Below are 22,275 nucleotides of genomic sequence, written 5' to 3'. Positions count from 1 at the left end.
GTGGCTCCGTCGAAATGTAATCTGTTATTGCTTTGCGCCTGTAAGCTTTCCTGTGGCACGCCAGATCAGCCACACCAGGATGATCGAGACATAGCCGTCAATGGCATAGTGCCAACCGAAATAGACCGAGCCGAACATGATCGCTGCGACGTAAAGCCAGGCGAAGATGCCGGCCGTCCGGTTGATGCTGCTAAGCAGCAGCGCGTTAAGCGTAACCACGGCGACATGGAAGCTTGGCATGGCGGATATGCCGGTCCCGATCGAGGCCTGGCGGCTGGTGTAGGACGAATAGAGATAGTCGCTTATGCGCAGGATGGCCGGGCCTGCATTGCTGCTTCGAAGCGAGGCGGTGAGATCGTCAAACAGGTCCGGGTCAAACAGCCGGTCGTAGAAAATTGGCCCTGCGGATGATCCTATTATCCGCACAAAGATGCCGAGGATGACCGCAGTCGCAGAGAGCGACAAGAAGTATCGCTGGCGCTTGGCGGCGTCGTCCATCCATGCGGCTGAGACGACCACGAAGGCGACGGCCACGAACCACAATTGGGCATAGAGGACATAGAGGATTTGATCGACAACACCTGGCAAGGGAACCGAGCGCGCCCAATTCCAGACATGCCCGAAATGCAAGGCCGCATCGATTTCGGCAAGCTGCCGATCGGCGAAGAACGGCACCATCTGCGCAAGTTCATACTTGTAGGTGGTGAAGGCGGCCAGGCAGAGAATGAAGATACCAAGGGTGAGGGTCGCGCCGCGCCACCGGGAGCTGATCTTTGCGAGGAACCAAGTCGCCGGGGCTCGTCGGTCTCTGAATGGTGCCGCGATGCCGATCCCAAGCAGAATGATGAAGGGCAGCAGGAAATAGAGGATCAGCAGCCGCCGCGTTCCCAGTGCCGCGAGGTAGGTTTCAGGGAAAAGGCCAGCCGCGACGCCGGCGTAGCAAAGGCCGAAGATCGCCAGTTTTGCCGATAGCCCTATCGTCGGTGCGGAAGTTAGGTCAGCGCTCGCCGCCATATTCGCTTCTTTGGCGGGTCTTTCTTCAGAAGGACCGGAGCGTCGGCCGCGACCGGAGCCGGTGGGGTAAACATCAAGTATTGGACAACGGTGACGAACCCACCGGCACCGGCGCTCGCAATCGCGCAAATCAGAAGCATTCTCAAAAAGCCCACGCGGAAATCGCTCCTCAAGCCGGGAGAGAGGATGCGCTCGACTTGGTTAAGAAGCAACTACTACGATGGCCAGAAAGGAGAGACCGATGGCCGTCTAGAGCAGCGAGGGCTAGAGGTCTTTGCAAATACCATCCTCAGCTTGCTGCACCTCGCTCGGGTTCGCAGTCTCGGCGAATGCTGCAAAGGCGCGTAGATCGGCAACGACGGCCCCCCCCGCGAGACTTTAGAAGCGTGGTCGCATCCCGTTAAGGACTGCGTTTGAGAGTTCGCTAACTCAGCCGGAAGGGCACCTTCGAAGCCACGAAGCGGGTACCGTCTCCATCTATTGCAGCAACGCGATTGCTGCGTCTCCGAGACCCTTTGGTGGGGTGCCGCTGTAGCCATCCAGGTTGACGCTCGAATCTCCATTGTAAGAGAATTGCCAAGCAACAATCCATCCCAGGCCGGTAGCCAACTTCTTGTCATTGGTCCCTTTCATTTTAAGGTGGTGCATTGGAGAGTATATTGTACCATTTACCGAGTAATTCTTATTTATTGCAAGCGATATAGTCGGCAATAATGGCAAGGCGGTACGCGATCCGAAGATGGCAATGCCGGTATAAACGCCGCTTGTAGGAGCGGAAAGTTCCATGGCGCCGTTCCCGCCTGCCTGTATGATGCTGGACTTGGAATCGACGAATATGGTGACTTCCTTGCCTGTGATTTTCGCATTGTTGCTGATGCCGACTATCGCATTGTGAAAGTAGTGAACGCCTGGGGAAAGCACAATTTTTCCACCGAAGTCGATGCTTCCGCAGAACACCCGCCCGGCCGGAATGGTGACATCCGAGAGCGCCTGGTTGCTGTAGTCGCAACCGGTCGGGGGAACCGGTTCTGGTGTGCTGACAAGTGGGTCGGCGAGGAAGGGCTGGTTCGTCTTCGGGGAAACGCTGTATCCGCCGCCTTGGTAATTGCCGACTACCGAGACTTTTGTCGCGGCGATTTTGCCGGCCCCAACGTGTCTCAGTGCTTCGGGGCTGGAAGAATTTACCTGAATGCCACAATTTGGCACCGACACCTTTCCTAAACCGGTCACACTCAGCGCTCCGGTTGAATCTGGATCGAGAGCATAGATGCAATACTCCGGGGGGGCCTTTCGTGCCTTTGCCGTGACGTGAAGGCTGATAGCCTGAATGCCGGCAAGATTCATAAAGTCCGTCGGCATTGTTGCGGCGATTTCAACTGCTGCCTCCCGCGAGACGGGAGTCGGCGTCGTGATGTCGACTTCAACCACCGCTCCCACCGCAAAAGAGCCATTACCAAGCGCAATGTTCTTGGCGGCCGCGACGGCTTCCTCGTCTCCACCGTCGCTCTCTATAGCTGCCAGAGCCGCCGAATCGGCCAATTCTTGCAGCCTGGATTTCCAGGTGACCGCACTGGTAAGGTCAACGGCCACGCCCAAGACCAAGCATAGCGGTAGCGCCACCAACGCCGCTGCCACGGCAAAGTTTCCGCTCCTATCGAGCAGCAGGTCCTTCAGCTTTCGCATTGAGATGCCCTCGCAGAGAAGCAGGCTAGCTCGAATCGCGTTTAAACTTTGCTAAATTAGAATATCCTAATTAAATTGCGTGCCGCCGCAGGCTGCGCAAACTTTGACCAAGCGACTCGCGCTAGGCTATCTCGCTCATCGAGGTATCTACATCTTGCCGAGCTACAGGACCGCAGATCCCGCTATTTGAGTCCGAATGCACTCGCTGCCTGGTCGGACCGCAGCATGTCACTTGCCGAATGCCCGACTCCCGGCAAGATCACAATACGCCAGTTAAACGGCCACCCGTTTGCGGTCGCGACAGCTTGCGCCAACTCGTATGTGTACTGCCCCCGCTCCAGGCGGGTCGCTCCCTGCCGCATGGCAGCGGCGCTTTCATTTAGGTCGACATCGCCGGTATCGTCCTCTCCGAGATAGATCGTCAGCGGCAAAGCCAGATACGCTTTCATCTCCTGGGTTGCTTCATCCGGCGTATAGACGCATCCCGAGGACACGCAGCCGAGCCCATAGGCTACGGCTTCCGCCAGCGAGGGCAAAACATATGAGGATGGGTTGGCAACCACCAACCTTTTCGCGTCGGCCAGGGAGAAGGCCGCAACACGAGAAGTGAATTGGCCGCCGGCGGAATGCCCGAAAAGGTAATACTGCGCGTTCGGCAACCCCTCTCGTGACCTCGCCCAGTTCACCAGGCCCTTCACATACCAGACGGTCCATCGATCCCGCGGCTGAATAGCGCCGCTGTTGACGATCCCCCCACGTTGATAGCTCCAGCTTGGGAACCTTTCCAAGTCAAAGAGCGGCGCCATTATGATCAGGCAGTTTCGATCAGCGAGAGACTGCGCATAGTCCCTGTAGGAAGACGCCGTTCGGCTCAACCCATGGAAGACGAACAGAATCGCGGGATTGCTGCAGCTCTTGGGGTGGTAGGTATAGACCGTCAGCTTCGTCCCGTTAATGTTTGCTGTAGTCGTACCCTTGCCCACCTTCCAGGCAAGAACGGGGCCCGAATAAATGAGGCTGCAGCCCATTACCGCCGCAACCAACAGACGGATCAGAAATCGCACCTGTCGCTCCCATTGGACAATCCGCATTATGCCATATTCCATTAGAAATTTCTAAACAAATCAAAACTGTCCGGGCGGTAAAGACTTCGTTTCAGTCATAGGGTGGTGCTTGTCGAAGGACAGCCTTCCGCGACTCGCTATGTCTGGTGGGAGAGAGACGACTTTACAACGGGGACATCCGATCACTCAGTGCGCGAGGGGATAGACAATTTGAGGCATCTGTCCTGGACATCAACTATTGCACCGCCCAATCCAGGCGACAAATCCAGCAGCCGATCGATCGTGGCCCGGCCGGCCGCCCCTCCCATTATTTTTGGCTGGTAGTCGAGGCGCGGATCTCTGTTTTGAACGTAAACTGGATATATATCCAGATCTATCTGCCCAGCGCCAAAGTAGAAGCAAGGCAAGATAGACTCACCCTTGCTGTTTCCCGATCCGAAGGCGAAATTGCCGACACTGTATAATATCGGCCGAGCTTTATAGATTTCGACCGGCTGAAGGATATGTGGATGATGGCCGATGACCGCATCTGCTCCCAAATCGATGAAAAGCTGTGCTTTCATGCGATCTTCCTCGGTAGGTTGGCGCTGGTATGGTACGCCCCAATGTACCATCACGGCGATGCGATCGACCAGTGGCCGCAGCCTTGCAAGGTCGCGCTCAACCAGTTCCGCTAGATCTTGTGCTGAACCCGGGAGATCAGCATGCGCCGCCGTTCGACGATTCCAGTAATAGCCGAGCAGTCCGACACGTATATCTGTGCCGTCGAAGATCGCGGGATCGTGCGCCCCGTTCTGGTTTCTTCCGCCACCATAAGGCCTGATATGGTGTTGTTCCAGGGTGTTCAAGGTCTCAATCACGCCCTCTCGACCACAATCCTGTATGTGGTTGTTTGCGACAGTCATCGCAGCAAAGCCGGCGCGGCGCAGGACCGAGGCCGACTTGGGATCGACCTTGTAAGAGTAGTTGCGCGTGGTTTCATCCTTCTCGGAATGTGAGGAAAACGGACCTTCTTGGTTTCCTGTAATCAGGGTACAGCGGCTGAGGATTGGGCGGACCCAGGCGAAGCAATAGTCCGGGCCGAATCTGCGGATGCGATGCCGCATCCGCATCCCGGTCATTACGTCTCCGACTGCCGCCAAGTGATAATGGCTGCGGGTTGACGAAGATAGAGTCTGCTCAAGCTGATCCGGGTCGATGAGATCGCCGTCACCCGGAATTATGACTTCTGAAAACTTTTCGCGGATTTTGGCAACGTGGCGCTGCACGTGTTTAGAGCCGCTGAGGCTGTGAGCGAGGGGCGGAACTGACGGCGCAAGCAGCATGCTGGTCGCGGGCGAACTAAAGCCTATCCCTCGCTTCTCGAAGATTTCCCGAATCAGCCTCTCGTATAGGCCGCCGGACTTCACGTTGTCCGCATGAAGCAGGCACGAGGCAAAGCTGCGTGGTGACGATCTGATTGCCCTGGTTCCGACCCGGGAAGGCGCGAATGGGCTGTCGGAAAGTCGCCCAAGCTCAAAAAGGGCGCTGACAACCAGCTCCATGCAGGCAAATTCGTGCCAGTGAAATGCCTTGTGCAGATCCCACATCGCCCCCGCGACGGCCTGTGCGACCAACGCCTCCTGCGGCTGCATTTCGTCATCATCAATGCGGCCATCATTGGCAAGGCTATCGGCAGGCACAAACTCGGTATCGTGGCGAGCATGCCAGCACGACACGTGGGGGCTCGATAGCATGGAGGCCGCCAAGTAAGTGCTCACGGCATATTCAAGGGCGCCCGGTCGGCTGAACGCGGCACGCGGTGCACGCAACCTGTCGGCCTGCACATCAGCGGTATGACGCACGACGTGAAGCCCGAACGCCTGGTATATCAAGCCGGCGTCGTGGGATGGATCGCAGAGATAGGCGCCGCCTGAAATTCGCGGCAGCCACCCTTCTTCGGTGACCCCATGCCCCGGTCCAAAGAGCAACTCTCCGCAGAGGGGAATTGAAAAATCATCGAGGTTTTCCATTCTTGCCGGGTAACGATACCTGGCGCCTTTGACGGGCACCCGTCTGCTGGTGTCTTCACGACTGCCCTGCCGTTGCTTCGGCCGATGTGCATTGACGATCGCCCTGATTTTCGGGAGAGGGCCCACTCCAAGTGAACGAAGCACATCGTTGATGCGCTGGCTCATCAAGGAGACGTGGAAGTAGACGTTTACCTGGCCAAAACGCGCGGCGGCATGGGGGCTTTTCAACCCACCGCCAGACGGTTGGAAAGAAAAATTGCCGTCTTCGTCGGGCGACACTTCGCTCATCTGGCCGGTCGGCCAATCCTCTTCCCTGCCTGGATGGCTGATGACGTCTACGTACCGCCCGCGCAGGCAGCGCCTTCCGGCCCGCTGGACGAGATGGGGCAATTCGACCTTGGCCAGATGCACGCGGCCGCCAGTAAAGTCCGAGTCACATGACTCCCAAATGTAAACAGAGCCAGTCGCCATGTTTACTCCCTTGCAGTGGTTAGTGCTTCGCCGTCATCCCCGTGCGCAAAGCAGTGACCGTCACTCTGAGGGCCTGATGAGATGCCGACCGAATCTGGGCTGCATTGGGAAGGAGGAGCAGCTGTGGCAATGGCTTCATTGCCAGCTCGCTGGGCTCTTTCAGTTGCTCTGAGCATACCCTTCAATCACCCTTAGGTTTTCGCGACATGGGGCTTGGCGCCACCAAGCCCCATGTGTTTGATACAGCTCTCTGCGATAATCTTAGAGACATTTACTGGTCGACCGAACATCGGGAAAAGGTGTATTCCAAGATCGGGCCGTGTATTCGCTTCAATTACAATGTAGTTACCCGCGGCAGCTTTTGACGTATGATCAAGCGCCAGAATATCAATGCCGCCAACGTGTAAGCCTTGAACCGTTCTTGCGACACGTTCCGCTATGCGCTTCATGCTAGGATGAACGATATCCGTGATTTCCGTAGTTTCGCCGCCGGTTGAGGCGTTGCTCTTCCAGTCCACCGTAACCTTGCAGCCTCGCCCTGGAATAGAGCTTAGATCCAGTTTCTGAGAACTCAGGATTAGTTTGCGGTAGTCGTCAATGATTATAGGCCTATCTCGGAGGTGGGGATTGTTCAAACGACTGTTGTTCTTGGCAGCTATGAGTTGGCTGACGGAATCGACCCCGTTACCTATTAAAAAGGGCGGAACACGCTTCGCGACGGCAACGCATTGCGAGTCAATCACCAAGTATCTGGCTTCGCTTCCACCAGTGAAACACTTTTCGACAAGGATGCGGCTTGTGAGGCTTTGCAGCGCAGCGTTCCATGCTTCGTCGAAAGTCGCAGCGGTTACGTTAACCGAGACACCGCGTCCCTTGTTCCCGTCGAAAGGCTTCACCACCGCCTTCCCGAACTCGATAACCTTTTCTCGTGCGCTTTCTTTGTTGCTCAGCTTGAAAACCTTGCCTTCGGCGAAGCTCACCCCCGCTCGCTTGAAAGCCGCTCGCGCAAGCCTCTTGTCTTTCAATATGCGGAATGCCGTAAGAGCCGTGAAGCAAGTCTCTGCTTCCAGAAGCAGGCATTTCTCACGCCCCGCCGACGCGATGAGCAGCGGTCCTCGCACCCGAGTCTGCAGACCCAGCTTCTGGAATTCCAAGGCCAGGAGTTTTTTGGTGTCAAACTCCTCTCCGTCGTCGTACCAATTGAGCGCGATTGGCACCGATCAATCCCTCTCCCAATGAAACCTGTCAATTCATGCCTATCGGACCTGTCTTCTCTCCCTTCTTGCGGGTTGACCCATTGGGGGCGCTCGATGCACTGCTGTCGTCAGTCGCCTTGCCAAGCTCCCGCCGTGCACTGTCCAGCACTTCCGTGATCGATCCCTCACCGATCAGCTTGAGCTCCTGCGCGAGCACATCCGATTTTGTGAGCGGCCATTTGTCTAGGGACGCTGCGCGCACGAAGCCATACGCCGACGGCATGCGGACCATCAGCCAGCCCAGGTTCACCATCTCCGCAGTGAACTCCCGCACAAATTTCGCCCCCCCTATACGACGCCCGGTCAAGCGCCTGAATGTCTTGTAAGACATCCTTGCACGGGTTCTAGGCTCCCCCGCCTTGTTCTTGGTGCGTTGCAGGGCCAAGGCGACGAGTGCTGCCGCGTCGCCTTGCGAAACATTTGGTGTCGCAGTTGCTGAAACAGTATCCATGAACGCTACTCCCTTTTTACCTCAGCAGAGAAACTCCTGCCTGCTGCTGAACTCCATTTGCGTAAGGTCGATTCGAAGGTGGCGACGCCACCTCATCGAACCATGCATCCCGTTTTGCCAGATACGAAATTGCCATTGCATGCATGGCAGCCTTGAGCTGCGGCGGTCGCGACGCAAACGTGGCAGGTTCCGCAACCAGCTCGACAGATCCCGATGCAAGCGTCATCTTGGCTCCGGACCCATCGGTGCTCCACCGCATCGATAGAGCCAATCCACCGCGTTGTAGATGTCGCCGCAAATCATGGCCAAGCTCAGTCTCGGCACTTGTCAGAATCAATCTTTCAACAGGCAGCGCCGACAACGCCTGGCGGGATACTAAATCCTCATTGTGGACTATAAAACAGCCCCGGTTACCGGCGTTCAAAACTGCTTTGGCCAGGTTTTTGAGAAGCTCGCAATTCTCGACGTCCGTCGCCGTCACCGACACGGCGTGGCAAGCGCCCAGACCAAGACCGTTCTCCGAGATTCTTGCTGGAGAAGCGGCATAAACCAGCGCTTCCAATAAAGGATCCCTGGCCAGCATTTGCGGTGTTGCTCGCTGGCTGAATTCTTGTGGTGCGGTGTTGATGTAGGCGCCTTTCTTCGACAAGAGGCCGATGCTCCGCCCCTCTGCCATGAACCGGTGCTCGATCGCTTTTGCCACCATGCTGGTATGCCGGTCGCCAAGGACGAGCACCGTGGCAACTTCCGATGAAGCCGGATCGTCGTACATATTGGCCAGGATTATCTCGCTCACATCCCTTGCCGTGCCGGCCCGCGGCCAAAGATGAAACTCGATCCCTGGTCTAGCGTTCACCTCGATGACAGTGCACCCGACATCTTTGTGAGATTGCGAAATGTCGGGCATGATCAGATCCAACCCGGCAATACTGAGCCCAATGACCCTGGCGATACGTTCACATAGCTTATGATTGTCCGGATGGACGGAGTTTGTAACGTCGACCGGTACGCCTCCGCGTGCGAGGTGACCGTTTGGTCGCAGAACCACCTGCTGCCCGGCAATCGGGATAGTCTCCATCGTAAAATGGTGCAATGACAGGTGTCTAAGCAGGTCGTCGTCGATTTCCAGACGCGACAGACGCCTGCCGTCCCTGTCAGGTTCCCGATTCAAATCATCGATCAAGTGGCGCAGCGTTTTTTCGCCGTCGCCAGTAACCTGCGGCGGGCAACATAGGACTGCCGCCACGACACGAAAATCAACAATCGTCGCTCGATACTCCGGGCCGGCGATGAACTCTTCTACCAGCACGCCATACCGGTCAGACTGAGCCACCTGGCACGCTATGTCGAACGCGGCTTCAACAGCGCGGCGTCCCCGCAGCTTGACTGAAACTCCGCGCCCCTGATTGCCTTGGGCGGGTTTCACCACCACAGATTTGCCCAGCTGCTTGGCGGCAGCGACCGCCTCGGATTTGCTGCGAACCGTAAGCTGGCGCGGTACGGGCAAGCCGGCCTGCGCCAAAAGCCTGTTGCCCAGCCTCTTGTCGAGGGCCACTTTCGCGGACGCAAACGATGTCGAACCGGATATCGTTGAGAAGAGCTGCTTTTGGTTTTTGCCTTGGCCGAGACGAAGGTGGTTGCGCGCGACAAACTCGAACGGGATGCGGTTCCTCTTGGCGGCCGCAACCAGCACTGCGGTCGAATTTGAAAGTCGCCGTTTCTTTGCTCTTTCCAGGTTCAATTCCCGTGCGAGGGAATACTTCGATGTGGCATCCCCATCTCGCGTTGCCTCGCTGACCGCATGAACGACAGCCGCCGCGGCCGCGCGCGACATTTGCGGGTCGTCCGACTCCCAGACGATCACTGAATTGCTCTCGGACGGATCGCTCACCAACGTGGCCACAGTTGGAAACGAATAAAAATTCATCGCGCGGCGAAGCTCGAGGTCCGCGGCCAGGATCGCATCAGCAAGATACGAAGCTACCGATGCATCCTGCTCGCACTCCGGAAAGAGATCGGAAAGCACCAATCGGACCTCATGAGTAAAACCGGAGACGCGGGCAGTAGCCAGTTGCCCTAAATTAAGCGTCAATTTAACGACTGTATTCGCGTTATACACATTGAGGCCGGATAGCGTCTTGAACCCGGTGATCTCAAACGGCTCTAATTCCCCAACTGGGCATACTATAGCCATACATTTTGCCCCCGAATTAACCTTCCGACTGCTCTACGAAAGGTTCCTGCCTCCATCGCTTGCGCGCAACCCTCAGTTATATTATGGTTAGCTAATGGTTAAGGCAACAAAAAAATAAAGGGAGGTTGGAGCCAGAGGAAAACAAATCTTAAATTAAGTTTTAAATAAAAAGACTCGAACTGCGTAATGAAGTAGTGTTGGGGTGGGTATCATGTCTGTTTGTAGAATTCAGCGCGGGCGCATGAAGAAAGCCAAGCGTTCGTTCGCGACTCGCCGGGTCGCGGCCTCGCACATGCGCACGTTGATCACAGGTTCCTTGCAGCCGATCGCAGGCGATCTTGTCCTGGCTCGTGTGGACAAACTCGGCAATCACAGCAGATTGGAGCTGATCAACGGGAGAAAGGCGATCATGTTTCCCGGCGATGAGATAATCATTTGTTATGGAAACAGATACGCACCGGACCAGTTCGAAGCTGTTATTGGCCCTGATCTCGGACCATGTGACCTAGTGGCGGGGGGGGGCATCGCAGCGTGTGAGCTTTCCAGACATGATCGCATGATTGCGCCAACAAAGATCACCCCTCTCGGACTGATCGGGGACAAGTTCGGTCGCCGATTGAATGTTTGGGATTACAAGGTCAGCTCCGACGACCTTCGGCCCTCTCTGCCGATTGTCCTGTCGCTGGGAACATCCATGAACGCGGGAAAGACATTGACGGCGACGTCGTTGGTAAGAGGTTTCAAAAGAGCAGGGCTTAAGGTTGCCGCGCTGAAGATTACCGGAACCGGGTCCGGTGGCGATACCTGGATTGTGCGCGATGCGGGCGCTGACATCGTTCTTGATTTCACCGACGCCGGGTTTGCAACCACCTATCTTGCCTCGGTGGAAATGATCGAAAAGGGCGCTTTCCGCCTGCTGAACCATGCTGCCGAAAATGGATGCGACGTTGCTGTCATCGAGATTGCCGACGGGCTGCAGCAGAAGGAAACGTCCGAGTTAATTCTGGCGGAATCATTTCGCAGCATGGCTCTTGGCACGATATTCGCGTCCTACGACGCGATGGGTGCAAAGTATGGAGTGGATACGTTGCGCGCTGCCGGCCACAAGGTGCTGGCCATCAGCGGCAGACTTGGCCGATCCCCGCTTGGCGTGAGAGAGGCTGAGGAAGCTACCGGGCTGCATTGCTATTCCCCGTGGGATCTCCAGGATGGCGCGCTCGGTCCTGTGTTTAGGGCCCGCGCTGCGGAAAAACTGTCCAATGGGCAGAGCAACAACCCGTACCTGCGGCGCATTGCGGCATCGTCGGAGGCAGCCATGCCGGTCGGCGTGGATCGAGCCCATTCTCACCAACTCCGGATTGATTTCTTGGCAAAGGTCGCGCGCGAGTTGATTGTAGCCGAACTTGGAGAAGTAAATGCCAATGGCAGCCTGGCGACGTGGCCCAGTCCATTCGGAAGCATCTTGGTCACTCTGCCTGAGCGGCCTTCCCAGGGTTCTATCCCCACATTCATGTCGGTGCAGGCGCCCACGGAACTAGTAGAGGCAGCAGTGCTGGCAAAAAGCCGCGGTGCCCTCAAGTCGTCGCTCTGCGGCATCTTGCAGGCCCTCGGCTGCGCTCCGCTCCCGGCTGCCAGGATGTCCTACCTGCTGAATGAAACCTGGTCAATGTTTGAGGCGGCCGATCATCACGACAGACCTCTGCAAAACGCACTTGAGGCGCCGCCGTTGGATGCTCATGATGACATTGATGCGGTGATCATGAATTTCTCTGGCCTCTTCAATGAGCATTCTGATCAGCACGCTCCCCTTGGACGCGCGTGAAAGACGGTGTCCCGATGAACACACGAGGCAGGCGTCGGTATAGCGGCCCCCTCAGCGAAATGTGGAGAAAGTCGATACCCGGCCTTGCGGCTCTGGTGGTATTCAGCGTGTTTATCAATGTTTTGCGCTTTGCCGGCCCGCTCTATCTCATACAGATATTCGACCGGGTCATCTCGAGCCGCAGCGTTGAAACCCTTGTCATCCTGACCCTGGCTGCCTTGCTCGCCCTGGTAGCCGGCGTCGCACTGGAAACCATTCGCCGTCGCATGCTTTCGCGTTGGAGCGTATGGATCGAGCACCAGTTGACCAGCCAGTCCGTGAAAGCCGGATTGACGTCAGGTGTCGCCAATCCGCCGCTGCTGGCCAGCATCGAGAAAGTCGCGGGCTTTATTGAGCGCGGGCTATCTCCCTGGTTGGACGTGGTTTGGGCGCCGATTTTCCTGTTGTGTGTGTACTTCATCCATCCGGTTCTCTTCCTGATCGCAATAGCAGCCACACTTTTGCTGATTGGCTTGGGCCTGTTGAAAGAAAATTTCACGCGAGAGCCCCGCCAGGCGGAACGTGATGCCGTCAAGCAGGCAAAAGAGGTGTTGGTCTCGGCGGATAGGCATAGAGACGTTGTCAGCGCGTTCGCAATGGCGGATGCGATCGCTGGTCGCTGGGGCAGGAACCGAGTGGACGGCTTCTTGCAACGAGACCGGCTCAACGCCCGCGGATCGAGCCTCGATGCTGCGATCCGGGTGCTGAACCGTAGCCTTTACATTATTCTGCTGGCCTCCGGTATATGGCTGTTCCTGAACGATCAAGCGTCGCTCGGCGGCCTGTTTGCAGCCCGACTCATTGCCAATTTTGCCTACAGGATGGTGGGCAAGGCGGTTGGAGAGTTCAGAGGCTTCAGGGAAGCGCGGGAAGGATATGCAAAGATCAAGGCGGACCTTGCCAAGCCGTCGGACGGAGGCCCGTCGTTGCTGCCTGGAACTCCGCGCGGCACATTAATTCTTGATGAAGTGGCGTTCAGGCACGCGGGATCGCGAGAAGACGTATTCAGGAAACTGTCGCTGTCGCTGGCGCCAGGCGAGTTGCTATTGGTCATCGGGCGCGCAGCTACCGGCAAGACAACGCTTTCCCGTCTCCTGATAGGTTTGCTCAAGCCACGGACCGGACAGGTCCGCCTGGGAGACATGAACGTCACCCGGCTTCCGGATTATATTAGAGCCGAGGCTATTGGCTATTTGCCACAGCAGGTCGAACTGTTCGAGGGAACCGTCGCCCAGAATATTGCCCGGTTTCAACAAAGCTCTATAGACGATGTGGTTTCTGCGGCAAAAATAGCGGGAATCCACCAGGTTATTATTCGCCTAGGCCAGGGCTATGACACCGTGCTTGACGACACGGTCGGACTGTCCGGCAGCGAACGGAAACGAATTGCACTTGCAAGGGCGCTGTTTCGCGCACCGAGACTTATCGTTCTGGACGAGCCCTTCGCCAATTTTGACAGCTCATCGAGAAGGGCGCTTGAAGCGGCGGTGAAAGTCATGAAGGAGTCTGGATGCTCGGTAATCATTACAATGTCGGGACAAACCAACCGTCTTGCCGGATTAATCGACCGGACGCTGATCCTGGGCGGCCGAACGCCTGAGCTCTCCGATCCCACGGAGCGCCCGGTTCGTCCTCAGAAAACTGAGTTGCGGAGCGTCAAGTGACAGTCCCGCTCGCCGTTGACGCCAAACAAGCTGGAGACGATCCTGCGCCCTTTGGTAACAACTTCATTGTTCTCGGTTTCGCGATAATCGCAATTTTTTCGACCCTGACCGGCATGTGGCTTGTTGCGGCTCCAATCCAGGGCGCCATTGTGGCCAATGGGTTGGTGGAGGTAGCCTCAAACGTAAAGACAGTGCAACATCTCGAAGGTGGGATTGTATCCGAGATATTGGTTCAGGAGGGCGATCGCGTATCGCCAAGTCAGGTCCTGGTACGACTGCAGAGCACTGCTTCTACGGCCGCTGCGAACGAGATCAAGGCGCAATGGTACGAGGCGAAAGCTACCGAGGCACGGTTGATCGCCGAGAGAGACGGCAAGGACTCAATCGAGATTCCGCCAGAGTTAAAGGAGCCCGGTAAAATGGCGGCCGAGGCTGTTTCCGGCCAGGAGAGTATCTTTCGAACACGTCAGACCCTGCTTCGTGAGAGACTTTCCTTGCTGCAGCAAACGACCGGAAGCCTGCATAAGGAGATAGAGGGCTATGAAGGGCAGGTGGTGGCGGCCACACGGAAACTGGAGTTGATCGAGGAGCAGCTGGGCGATGTTCGTGCCCTGTATCAAAAAAAACTGGTGGTAAGGACGCGCCTGACAGATTTGGAGACTGAAAAGGCGGATGTGGGAGGCGACCTGAGCGGCTATATCGCGTCGATTGGCGTTGCCAGGCAAAAAATGGAGGAGACGAAGTTCAAGGTTGCTGAACTTAATGCATCCACGGCGGCCGACATTGTCGCTGAGCTTGGGGTGGTGCGTGCCAAGATATATGAATCCGCTCAACGAATAGCCGCCGCCGATGACGTGATGACAAGAACCGAGATCCGCGCTCCCATCGGAGGCACCATAGTGGGGCTCAAGATTCACACCATTGGCGGGGTAATAGCAGCAGGCGATCCTCTGATGGATATCGTGCCCATCGACGACAACTTCGTCGTGATTGCCAACGTGGACCCGCTTGACGTCGACCAGGTGAAAGTGGGGCTGCACGCGACCATCTGGCTCAGCGCGGTGGGCAGGCGGTATCAGCAGCCCATGAACGGTGATGTCCGCACCCTTTCAGCAGACCGGCTGGTCGATCCGCGCACTGGCAAGGCATTTTATGCAGCTCGCATCGCTCTGACACCTCAGTCCCTGAAGGCGACGCCCGTGGCATTGCAAGCCGGAATGAACACACAAGTGATGATCGAGACTGGAGCGAGGTCAGCATGGGAATATCTTAGCGCTCCGGTCTACGCTGCCATGGGTCGGGCTCTGCGCGAACAATAGGATTGGCTATCGGGGCAGCCGTCTTTGGGGTGGATTGTGAGCGGTGCGCAAGCTCAGCGCCTCCACATCTCAAAAGATAGCGTGCACCTGCTGGGGTGAGAGAAGAGCCCATAAGCGCTAACTTTGCACCAAGACGGCGCTTCTTGCAGCGGCGGATTGGCTTTTGCGCCGTCTTGGTGGGTCGCAGACGTGACGAATGATTTCAGTGACGCGGGTGAGGATTTTTCCCGGCCGCATCACCATCAGTATGGCGTTGAGGATTTCAGAACGCAGGAGACTATGCAGCCTCCAAAGGGACAGCGATTGCGCCGTGCGTGGTTTGGTCCTCACAGGGGGGAGAGTCGAGAACGTCGGTGATGGCCTCGTCGATCATCAGCGCCAGGATCAGGTGGGCCGTCTCACTGGCCTGCGGCGTGGGGCAGGGGCGCCATGGCGGTTCGTGCTGGAACGCGCACGAAGATTGCGAGAGATATTGCTGTGTCGGCAACCGACAACATTCGCTTGGATAGTTACTATCACTGACAAGAGGCCAGCGGCTAGCATGCACCGCGGGCAAAGATCTTTCAGTTCCTCAATGCACGGAGATGCCGTCGGATGGAATGGCCTATCGGGAAGAGAACTCGGCGACGACAAAATGAGGAACACAGTGGTGGTTGAGTCTTTATCAGGAAGGTGCCCTTTAGCCCCCGACGACGATATGTATCTTCTGCCGGTAATAGAGGCTTGGCCTCAGTCATCGGTTGGCATGGTCTGAGACACTGTGCAAACTAGTCCTCCTGATCCTTAGAAGTGGTCGGTAGCGCCACTACTTTGCGGGACGACATACGAGAGTTGCAGGCCGAGCGGTCAAACATCGAGGGCCGCCGGCTCGTTAGATACCACTACTCGTTCCTCGGCGCCATTCCAACAGGCTGAACTTCGAGGCAAGTGAGCCCATCCTGGTCCGGCGCCTCGACTCGTAAATCCATTCCACCGATTACAACTGCCTGCAAGCTGCCGCTTGTTTGTTATGACGAGCAGTTTCGGCCGATCGACATGCAGGCTCTGCTGGACGCGCCCCGCTCCATTCACAAACCGCGCGTGCTGATGCTCTACGGATCTTTGCGCGAACGGTCCTATTCCCGGCTCGCTACGGAGGAGGCTGCCCGTATCCTGCGCCGTTTGGGTGCCGAGGTGCGTATCTTCAATCCCTCGGGCCTGCCACTCCCCGATTCGGCGTCTGCCGATCATCCGAAGGTCCAGGAACTGCGGGATCTGTCGATTTTGTCGGAGGCCCAGGTCTGGTGCTCTCCGGAACGGCACGGGTCTATGACAGGAGTAATGAAGGCGCAGATCGACTGGCTGCCGCTCTCGATGGGTGGGATACGCCCGACGCAAGGCAGGACGCTCGCTGTGATGCAGGTGCGGGTGGCTCGCAGAGCTTCAACGCCGTCAACCAGCTGCGCATTCTCGGGCGATGGATGGGGATGGTCACCATCCCCCAGTCGTCAAGTGGCGAAGGCCTTCGCCAAGTTCGACGAGGCCGACCGCATGAAGCCCTCGTCGTACTACAACCGGATTGTCGACGTGATGGAGGAACTGGTGAAGAAGTTTGTTGCAACGCCGGAATTGTCCACCACAGCCGCACCAGTGGTGGAGCGATTCCCCTGAACGTGGTTGTTGGCGGCGGCGCTGTTGATCGTGATCGTGCCGGACAGGATATTGCCCGAGAAGTCGATTTCGGTTGCCGTCCCGCCAAGCGTCACGGTGCCGCCGAAAGAGTTGTGCGTGATGTGATGCTGCGCACCGATGACGCAACCATCGGCGTTCTGTTGTGCGATGCTTGTTCAGTGCCACAAAATGTCATGACACCGTCACACTGCCGCCAGGTGCTTGTCATGTGGTCGAGTGTTGACCCGTCAGGCGCTGCGGAAAGTCTCCATGTCAATAACCCCTGTTCCCGGATAGCAACGATACTGTTACTGTAACCGTGCCGGAACAGAGCAGAACTCGGATCTGGGCGGCGCCGGCCGGGATCATCAGCCTGCTGGGACTTGCCGCCTTCATTCCGTTCCTACGCTCGCTTCCACTGCGGCTCACGGTCCTTATGCTGCTCTCCGCCGCGCTCTTTCTCGGCGGTGCGGTGGGGTTGCAAATGGTCGGCGGCAAGATCGCGGAAGCCGAAAGCACAGAGGTGTTTTGGTATCGCGTGGAGACGAACCTCGAGGAGGCTCTCGAACTGGCCGTAGTGCTGATCTTCATCTACGGCTTGCTCTGGTATTTGGACCGGCGGGCGGAAACGACGGCTCCAGACCGGTGATTACGCTGGCACTCCGGGATGACAGCATCTGCCGCAATTCGTCAGCACGACCGGATCAGTTCCTCCTTGGTTAGGCAGGGCCGTTGATAGCAAACTCCGGGAGTGATTTCACCGCTGACCAGCAGGGTCGAACAATGTCCCACCGGTTTCGGCGCCGGTGCGGTTCAAAGCATCATTAAGGCCGCTCCTGAAGCCGCGGCCGTTCGCAACTCGAATGAGTTCGACCGATTGCGGGTCGACGAACATATCCGCCAGGGTCTTGAGATTCATGCGTAACGCAGCGCGCTTTGCGACCTCGCCCGCAAGGTCCGCTTTCATCGACCGGTTGAATTCTGTGGCACCGCAAGGCAGTCGGCAATCCAGCGCGCGTTGTTCAGGCGGTTTACCGACGGCCGTCAGAGGCTTTTATCCGCCCCACATGTATCTCAAACGACTGGAGTTGCGGATCATCCGACGAATGGATGGGGCTAGCTTCCTTTGGCTCGGCAGTAATGCCAGACTGGATGGAGGGAGCACGACATGAGGCAGACGCGTAAAATAGCAGCGATTCTGGTCTCGGATGTGGTCGGCTACAGCCGGCTAGCCGGCGCAGATGAAGATCGCATCTTGGCACGGCTGCGGGCGTTGCGCAGCGATCTCATCGATCCCACAATCGCCGTTCATCGTGGTCGCGTCGTCAAGCGCACAGGCGACGGAAGCCTAGTCGAGTTCAGCAGCGTGGTAGAAGCAGTGCGCTGCGCGATCGAAGTGCAGAATGCCATGGTTGAGCGCAATGCCGGGGTGCCGGATGATCGCCGCGTCGAGTTCCGTATCGGCATTCACCTGGGCGACGTCGTGCAAGAACGCGACGGCGACCTGATGGGCGATGGCGTCAATATCGCCGCGCGCCTAGAAGGTATCTGCGAACCTGGCAATATCTGTCTTTCCGAGCAAGCCTATTGGCAGGTAAAGTCAAGGCTCGATATCGCGATCAACGATCGCGGTGAGGTTCAGCTCAAGAACATCACCGATCCGGTCCGGGTTTATTCGCTACAGGTCGGCGTTCCCTCCAAGGCAAAGCCCACAGCACCAACCAAGCCCCTTTTTATACAGAATCCTCCGCAGCCGCTCGCACCGCCCGACAAACCTTCGATTGCCGTGCTGCCCTTCATCGACATGAGTGGCGATTCCGAACAGGAATTTTTCACCGACGGGCTGACGGAGGACATAATCACTGATCTGTCGAATGTGTCCGGCTTCTTCGTCATCGCCCGCAACTCCACCTTCGCCTATAAAGGCAAACCCACCGACGTCCGTCAGATCGCTCGCGATCTGGGTGTGAGGTATATTCTTGAGGGCAGCGCCCGCCGATCCAACAAGCGGTTGCGCGTCAATGTGCAGCTTGTCAATGCGGCAGAAGGCGGCAATCACGTGTGGGCCGAGCGCTTCGACCGCGAAAGCGCCGACATATTCGACGTTCAGGACGAAGTCACCCGACGCGTTGTTGAAGCGATTTCTGGCAAGCTTGGTGAAAAGAAACTTGTTGCCCGTTCCCGACCGTCAAATCTCGAAGCCTATGATCTGTGCGTTAGGTCACGAGGCAAGTGCAACAATTCCAGATCGGACAACAGTGAGGCGTGTGCTGACTTGGAACGTGCCGTTCAGATCGATCCAAACTACTGCGAGGGGCACACCAATCTTGCCATCTCACTGCTATTTGGCTGGATTGTCTGGGGAGAGCCACAGGAACCCGGCCGCGCAAAGGCTCTGATACACGCGCAACGGGCCGTGGAGATCGATCCCGACGATTCCCATGCTCGCAGGATCATGGGCTGCGTTCAGCTTTATGAGCGCAATTGGGACGAAGCAAAATTCCAATTCGATGCTGCCGTTCGGCTTAATCCCAACAATGCAGATGCAGTTGCATGGATGGGTGAGCTTCAAATCTACTTAGGCGATCCGCAAGCGGCGCTGATATCGTGTGGCGCGGCGCTCCGTATAAATCCTCGTCCACCCGGTTGGTATTTCTGGATCATGGGAATGGCTCAGATTTCCTCTGGACACTACGAAGAAGCTGTTGCGTCCTTGAGCCGGGAAGAAACGTACGGGACGGGTTCAAGGGAGCACCTGGTTCCCGCGCTTGCCCTTGCCGGTCGCGTTCCTGAGGCACAAGAGGAAGCCCGCCTATTTCTTGCGGGCAATCCAAATTGGAAGGTCGGTGATTTGGTGGCGAACTCACCTTTCAAGAGCCCGAGTGATGCGCAGCCGTTTATTGATGGCTGGCGCATGGCGGGCTTGCGGGAATAGCGCGTTTGCGGCAAGGCTGGAGAGAGTGCTGGTTAGCCGCCGGGCGAACAGCCAATAGACGCCCCCTTTGCGCGACCTACGGCGTGTCCTCGCTATCAGTGCCATGCATGCTGGAGCCATGCATGAAGGACTGGATCTCGTCCGCATCGATCTTGCCGTCACCATTCTCGTCAATGCTACTGAACATCCTGCCCACCGCGCGTTGAACCTCGTCCTCGGAAACCGATCCGTCGCCATCGGTGTCCAACAGCCCGAACATCAGTCGCATGCCGGCACCGCGCATCAGCTGATGATGCCAGCGTCCAGCCATTCTGTGTCCACGATCGCGGCCACCGTGGTTCTGCCAACGGCCGCCATCTTCATCGTGGCGGTCAGCATCCTCGTTGCGACCGCCTTGATAGTTGCGACTATCTTCCTCGCGGAAACCTTCTTCGGAACCGCGATCCTGCTGCATTCTCTCCCGGACAGCTTGCTCAACCATCTGGCGGATCATTTCGCGTGTTGGTCCATCCGCTTGTCCGGTCGCATCCGGCAACTGTCCGGCGGCCGGCGGTTCGGTTGCCGGAGCGGGTGCAGGTGTCGAGGGTGATGGTGTTCCGCTTGTCTGGGCGAGCGCGGGGGAGGTCAGGACTATGAAAACGGCGGCCGCGGCCGTCGTGCTGTGTGGAAATCTCATGGCATGCTCCATCAGTGCCTTCGCTTGGAAGGCCAAACTGGAGCTCGATCTGATTGTTCCCCGAACGGGATCAGGTCACGGCGAAGTTACATGGCATGCCCCTGTCTGAGGTAGATCAGGGACTTCGTCAGGGAATAATTTCTTCTCCCCTCGGCACAGGAGGGAAGCCCGCCTATTTCTTGCGGGCCTTAGCGCTGTCATTCCGGTTCCTGTCCCAAATCTGCCGGACAGCTTTGCGCCCAATTTCGGCCATTGCGACGCTCCCGTCCATCACCAGAAGCGGACATTGATGTTTTCGGAGGCCACAGTTAGCTTTCATCAGCTTTCGCATTCCTGAATGCAGACTGGTTAGGGAACTGCACAGATTGTTGCGAGGCTGCGTCCGATGATGTGCTGTGAGCGTGCTCCGCAGTTGGCCCCGTTATGAGTTTGCCCTGTTCACGTTGTGATCCTGTCTTTCGTGTCGGGTACCTAGCGTTAGATTTGACCACTAGCTGGCCGGGCGGATGTTCTGGTTGATGTGGAAAAGGTTGGTAGGGTCGAACTTGCCCTTTAGCGCGGCGAGTCGCGGGTAATTGTCGCCGAAGCTCGCCTGGACGCGCTCTTCGCCTTCGTCATCCATCATGAAGTTGGGATACGCGCCTCCGACGTCGAACGGATGCACAGCTTTCCAGTAGTCGGTGGCCCATTCCTTGAGGACCGGCGCCATTCCCGGATCTGGATCTATCCCGGCGATCACCATGGACCAAGTCACATCACGAGCGTTCCAGGCGCTGTCGCCCTTGCCTAGGCGATGCACCGCCCCGTCGATTGGGTAAAGATGCATGCACGACGCCGGGCCGGCCCTGCTTGCATGCAGGAGATGCGCGTGGATGGCGGCATCTGGCAGCGCTCGGACAAAGTCGCCCTTCCAATACCATTGCTGCCCGGCCGGATAGAGCGCGTCGAATAAGGTCTGCAACCCTGTGTAAGGAATCGGGCCCGCCCAGTCGATGAGTGGCTTGGGGAGAGCCGCCCGGATGGCATTGACAGCCGCTTCTCCACCCTCGCCGTTATGCGCGACAAGGAGGACGCTCATCTTCTTGTTCCAGTGCTCCTGCGGAAATGGATCGCCGCCGGGCACGGATTGCAGTCCGAGGAAGATGTAGAAATCCTCCGGAGCATTCGCCTGGAAATCACGATACCAGCGCATCACCTCAGCGGCATCGCCAACATCGAAGATGATCGGCCCGCCATAGAGCATTTTCGCCGGGTGCGTGCGAAATAAGAAACTGGTCACGACGCCGAAGTTTCCTCCGCCGCCGCGAAGCGCCCACAAGAGATCCGCATTCTCGGTTTCGCTGGCGGTCATGAAACTCCCGTTCGCCAACACCACGTCGGCTTGGATGAGATTGTCGACGGCAAGCCCATATTGCCGGCTGAGGTAGCCGTGGCCGCCGCTCAGCGTCAGACCGGCGACCCCGGTGGTCGAGATGATGCCGAACGGCACTGCCTGGCCAAAGGCGTGGGTAGCATGATCCACGTCGCCTGTAGTGCAACCAGGCCCGACCCGCACCGTGCGGTTCTGTGGATCGACGCGAACGCCCTTCATAGTCGAGAGGTCGATGACGAGGCCATCGTCGACACCGCCGAACCCCGGTCCGTTGTGCCCGCCGCCGCGGATTGCTATGGGGAGTTGGCTGTCGCGGCCGAAGTTCACCGCAGCAATCACATCGGCGACGTCCATGCAGCGCGCAATTAGAAGAGGCCGCTTGTCGATCATGCCATTATAGAGTTTGCGAGCTTCATCATAGTCAGCGTGATCGCGACCGATTAGCGTGCCTCGGATATCCTGCGCGAATTTGGCAATGGCGCCGCTGTTCATTCCACCCCCCGAGAAATCGCGATACCGAGTTTCCGAGTTCGGATCGAAGGTTGATCAGATAGTTTCTGGCGCGCCGCCTCCCGGCACGGGCCGCCTAGCTGACAATGTTGACCGGCAGCCATCACTTAAGAACAACGCCTACTTTGCCCGAAAATGAGCCC

The 22,275-nt window shown here is 57.5% G+C and carries 15 protein-coding genes and 1 pseudogene; 6 read left to right on the top strand and 10 right to left on the bottom strand.

Annotated features, from left to right (window positions below; genetic code table 11):
* Window positions 1–24: 24 nt before the first annotated feature.
* The 7 genes from NKI15_RS20525 to NKI15_RS20495 all read right to left on the bottom strand — a co-directional run bounded on the left by NKI15_RS20525 (window position 25) and on the right by NKI15_RS20495 (window position 9,977).
* A complete protein-coding gene (locus NKI15_RS20525) occupies window positions 25–1,143 on the bottom strand; it encodes a phosphatase PAP2 family protein (RefSeq protein WP_156932485.1) in 1,119 nt (372 codons plus the stop codon).
* A 348-nt stretch (window positions 1,144–1,491) separates the two neighbouring features.
* Window positions 1,492–2,697: a TadE/TadG family type IV pilus assembly protein gene (locus NKI15_RS20520; protein WP_023707066.1), complete on the bottom strand. Its 1,206-nt coding sequence runs from the start codon at window positions 2,695–2,697 to the stop codon at window positions 1,492–1,494.
* A 182-nt stretch (window positions 2,698–2,879) separates the two neighbouring features.
* The gene (locus tag NKI15_RS20515; protein WP_156936529.1) at window positions 2,880–3,761 is read right to left on the bottom strand and encodes an alpha/beta hydrolase; all 882 of its coding nucleotides are present in this window, start codon (window positions 3,759–3,761) and stop codon (window positions 2,880–2,882) included.
* A gap of 182 nt (window positions 3,762–3,943) precedes the next feature.
* Window positions 3,944–6,184, bottom strand: a complete 2,241-nt coding sequence (locus tag NKI15_RS20510; RefSeq protein WP_023748959.1) for a CapA family protein — start codon at window positions 6,182–6,184, stop codon at window positions 3,944–3,946.
* 251 nt (window positions 6,185–6,435) lie between these two features.
* Window positions 6,436–7,461 (bottom strand): hypothetical protein, encoded by a 1,026-nt coding sequence (locus NKI15_RS20505; RefSeq protein WP_023748960.1) that lies wholly within the window; start codon window positions 7,459–7,461, stop codon window positions 6,436–6,438.
* Between the two features lie 28 nt (window positions 7,462–7,489).
* On the bottom strand, window positions 7,490–7,951 hold the full coding sequence (locus NKI15_RS20500; RefSeq protein ID WP_023707070.1) for a hypothetical protein: 462 nt from the start codon (window positions 7,949–7,951) through the stop codon (window positions 7,490–7,492).
* A 16-nt stretch (window positions 7,952–7,967) separates the two neighbouring features.
* Window positions 7,968–9,977 carry an ATP-grasp domain-containing protein gene (locus NKI15_RS20495; protein ID WP_245271256.1) on the bottom strand — a complete coding sequence of 670 codons (2,010 nt, stop codon included), beginning with the start codon at window positions 9,975–9,977 and terminating at the stop codon, window positions 7,968–7,970.
* Window positions 9,978–10,386: 409 nt separating this feature from the next.
* Here NKI15_RS20495 and NKI15_RS20490 point away from each other — a divergent pair, with 409 nt between their 5' ends.
* The 5 genes and pseudogenes from NKI15_RS20490 (at window position 10,387) to NKI15_RS20470 (ending at window position 17,288) form a co-directional block, all read left to right on the top strand.
* A complete protein-coding gene (locus NKI15_RS20490; RefSeq protein ID WP_023707072.1) occupies window positions 10,387–11,967 on the top strand; it encodes a hypothetical protein in 1,581 nt (526 codons plus the stop codon).
* A 14-nt stretch (window positions 11,968–11,981) separates the two neighbouring features.
* The gene (locus tag NKI15_RS20485; RefSeq protein WP_023707073.1) at window positions 11,982–13,670 is read left to right on the top strand and encodes an ATP-binding cassette domain-containing protein; all 1,689 of its coding nucleotides are present in this window, start codon (window positions 11,982–11,984) and stop codon (window positions 13,668–13,670) included.
* Window positions 13,667–14,989 carry an HlyD family type I secretion periplasmic adaptor subunit gene (locus NKI15_RS20480; protein WP_023701628.1) on the top strand — a complete coding sequence of 441 codons (1,323 nt, stop codon included), beginning with the start codon at window positions 13,667–13,669 and terminating at the stop codon, window positions 14,987–14,989. The genes NKI15_RS20485 and NKI15_RS20480 overlap by 4 nt, the downstream gene beginning before the upstream one ends.
* A 1,035-nt stretch (window positions 14,990–16,024) precedes the next feature.
* Window positions 16,025–16,639: pseudogene (gene arsH, locus NKI15_RS20475) on the top strand (arsenical resistance protein ArsH).
* A 319-nt stretch (window positions 16,640–16,958) separates the two neighbouring features.
* On the top strand, window positions 16,959–17,288 hold the full coding sequence (locus NKI15_RS20470) for a DUF8692 domain-containing protein (RefSeq protein ID WP_023707078.1): 330 nt from the start codon (window positions 16,959–16,961) through the stop codon (window positions 17,286–17,288).
* 108 nt (window positions 17,289–17,396) lie between these two features.
* Here the strand turns inward: NKI15_RS20470 and NKI15_RS20465 are convergent, their stop codons facing one another.
* Entirely contained in the window at window positions 17,397–17,606 is a 210-nt protein-coding gene (locus tag NKI15_RS20465) for a hypothetical protein (RefSeq protein ID WP_023707079.1), read from the bottom strand.
* Between the two features lie 201 nt (window positions 17,607–17,807).
* Here NKI15_RS20465 and NKI15_RS20460 point away from each other — a divergent pair, with 201 nt between their 5' ends.
* Window positions 17,808–19,574 carry an adenylate/guanylate cyclase domain-containing protein gene (locus tag NKI15_RS20460; RefSeq protein WP_023750718.1) on the top strand — a complete coding sequence of 589 codons (1,767 nt, stop codon included), beginning with the start codon at window positions 17,808–17,810 and terminating at the stop codon, window positions 19,572–19,574.
* 76 nt (window positions 19,575–19,650) lie between these two features.
* Here the strand turns inward: NKI15_RS20460 and NKI15_RS20455 are convergent, their stop codons facing one another.
* Together NKI15_RS20455 and NKI15_RS20450 are read right to left on the bottom strand one after the other, a co-directional pair.
* Window positions 19,651–20,262, bottom strand: coding sequence for an EF-hand domain-containing protein (locus tag NKI15_RS20455; protein WP_352801050.1), 612 nt, complete (start codon window positions 20,260–20,262; stop codon window positions 19,651–19,653).
* 478 nt (window positions 20,263–20,740) lie between these two features.
* Window positions 20,741–22,114, bottom strand: a complete 1,374-nt coding sequence (locus NKI15_RS20450; protein ID WP_352515123.1) for an FAD-binding oxidoreductase — start codon at window positions 22,112–22,114, stop codon at window positions 20,741–20,743.
* Window positions 22,115–22,275 lie beyond the last annotated feature (161 nt).

The sequence above is a fragment of the Mesorhizobium sp. M0862 genome (assembly GCF_040319795.1).
Taxonomy (GTDB): Bacteria; Pseudomonadota; Alphaproteobacteria; order Rhizobiales; family Rhizobiaceae; genus Mesorhizobium.
This window is presented reverse-complemented; position numbering and strand designations above follow the sequence as displayed.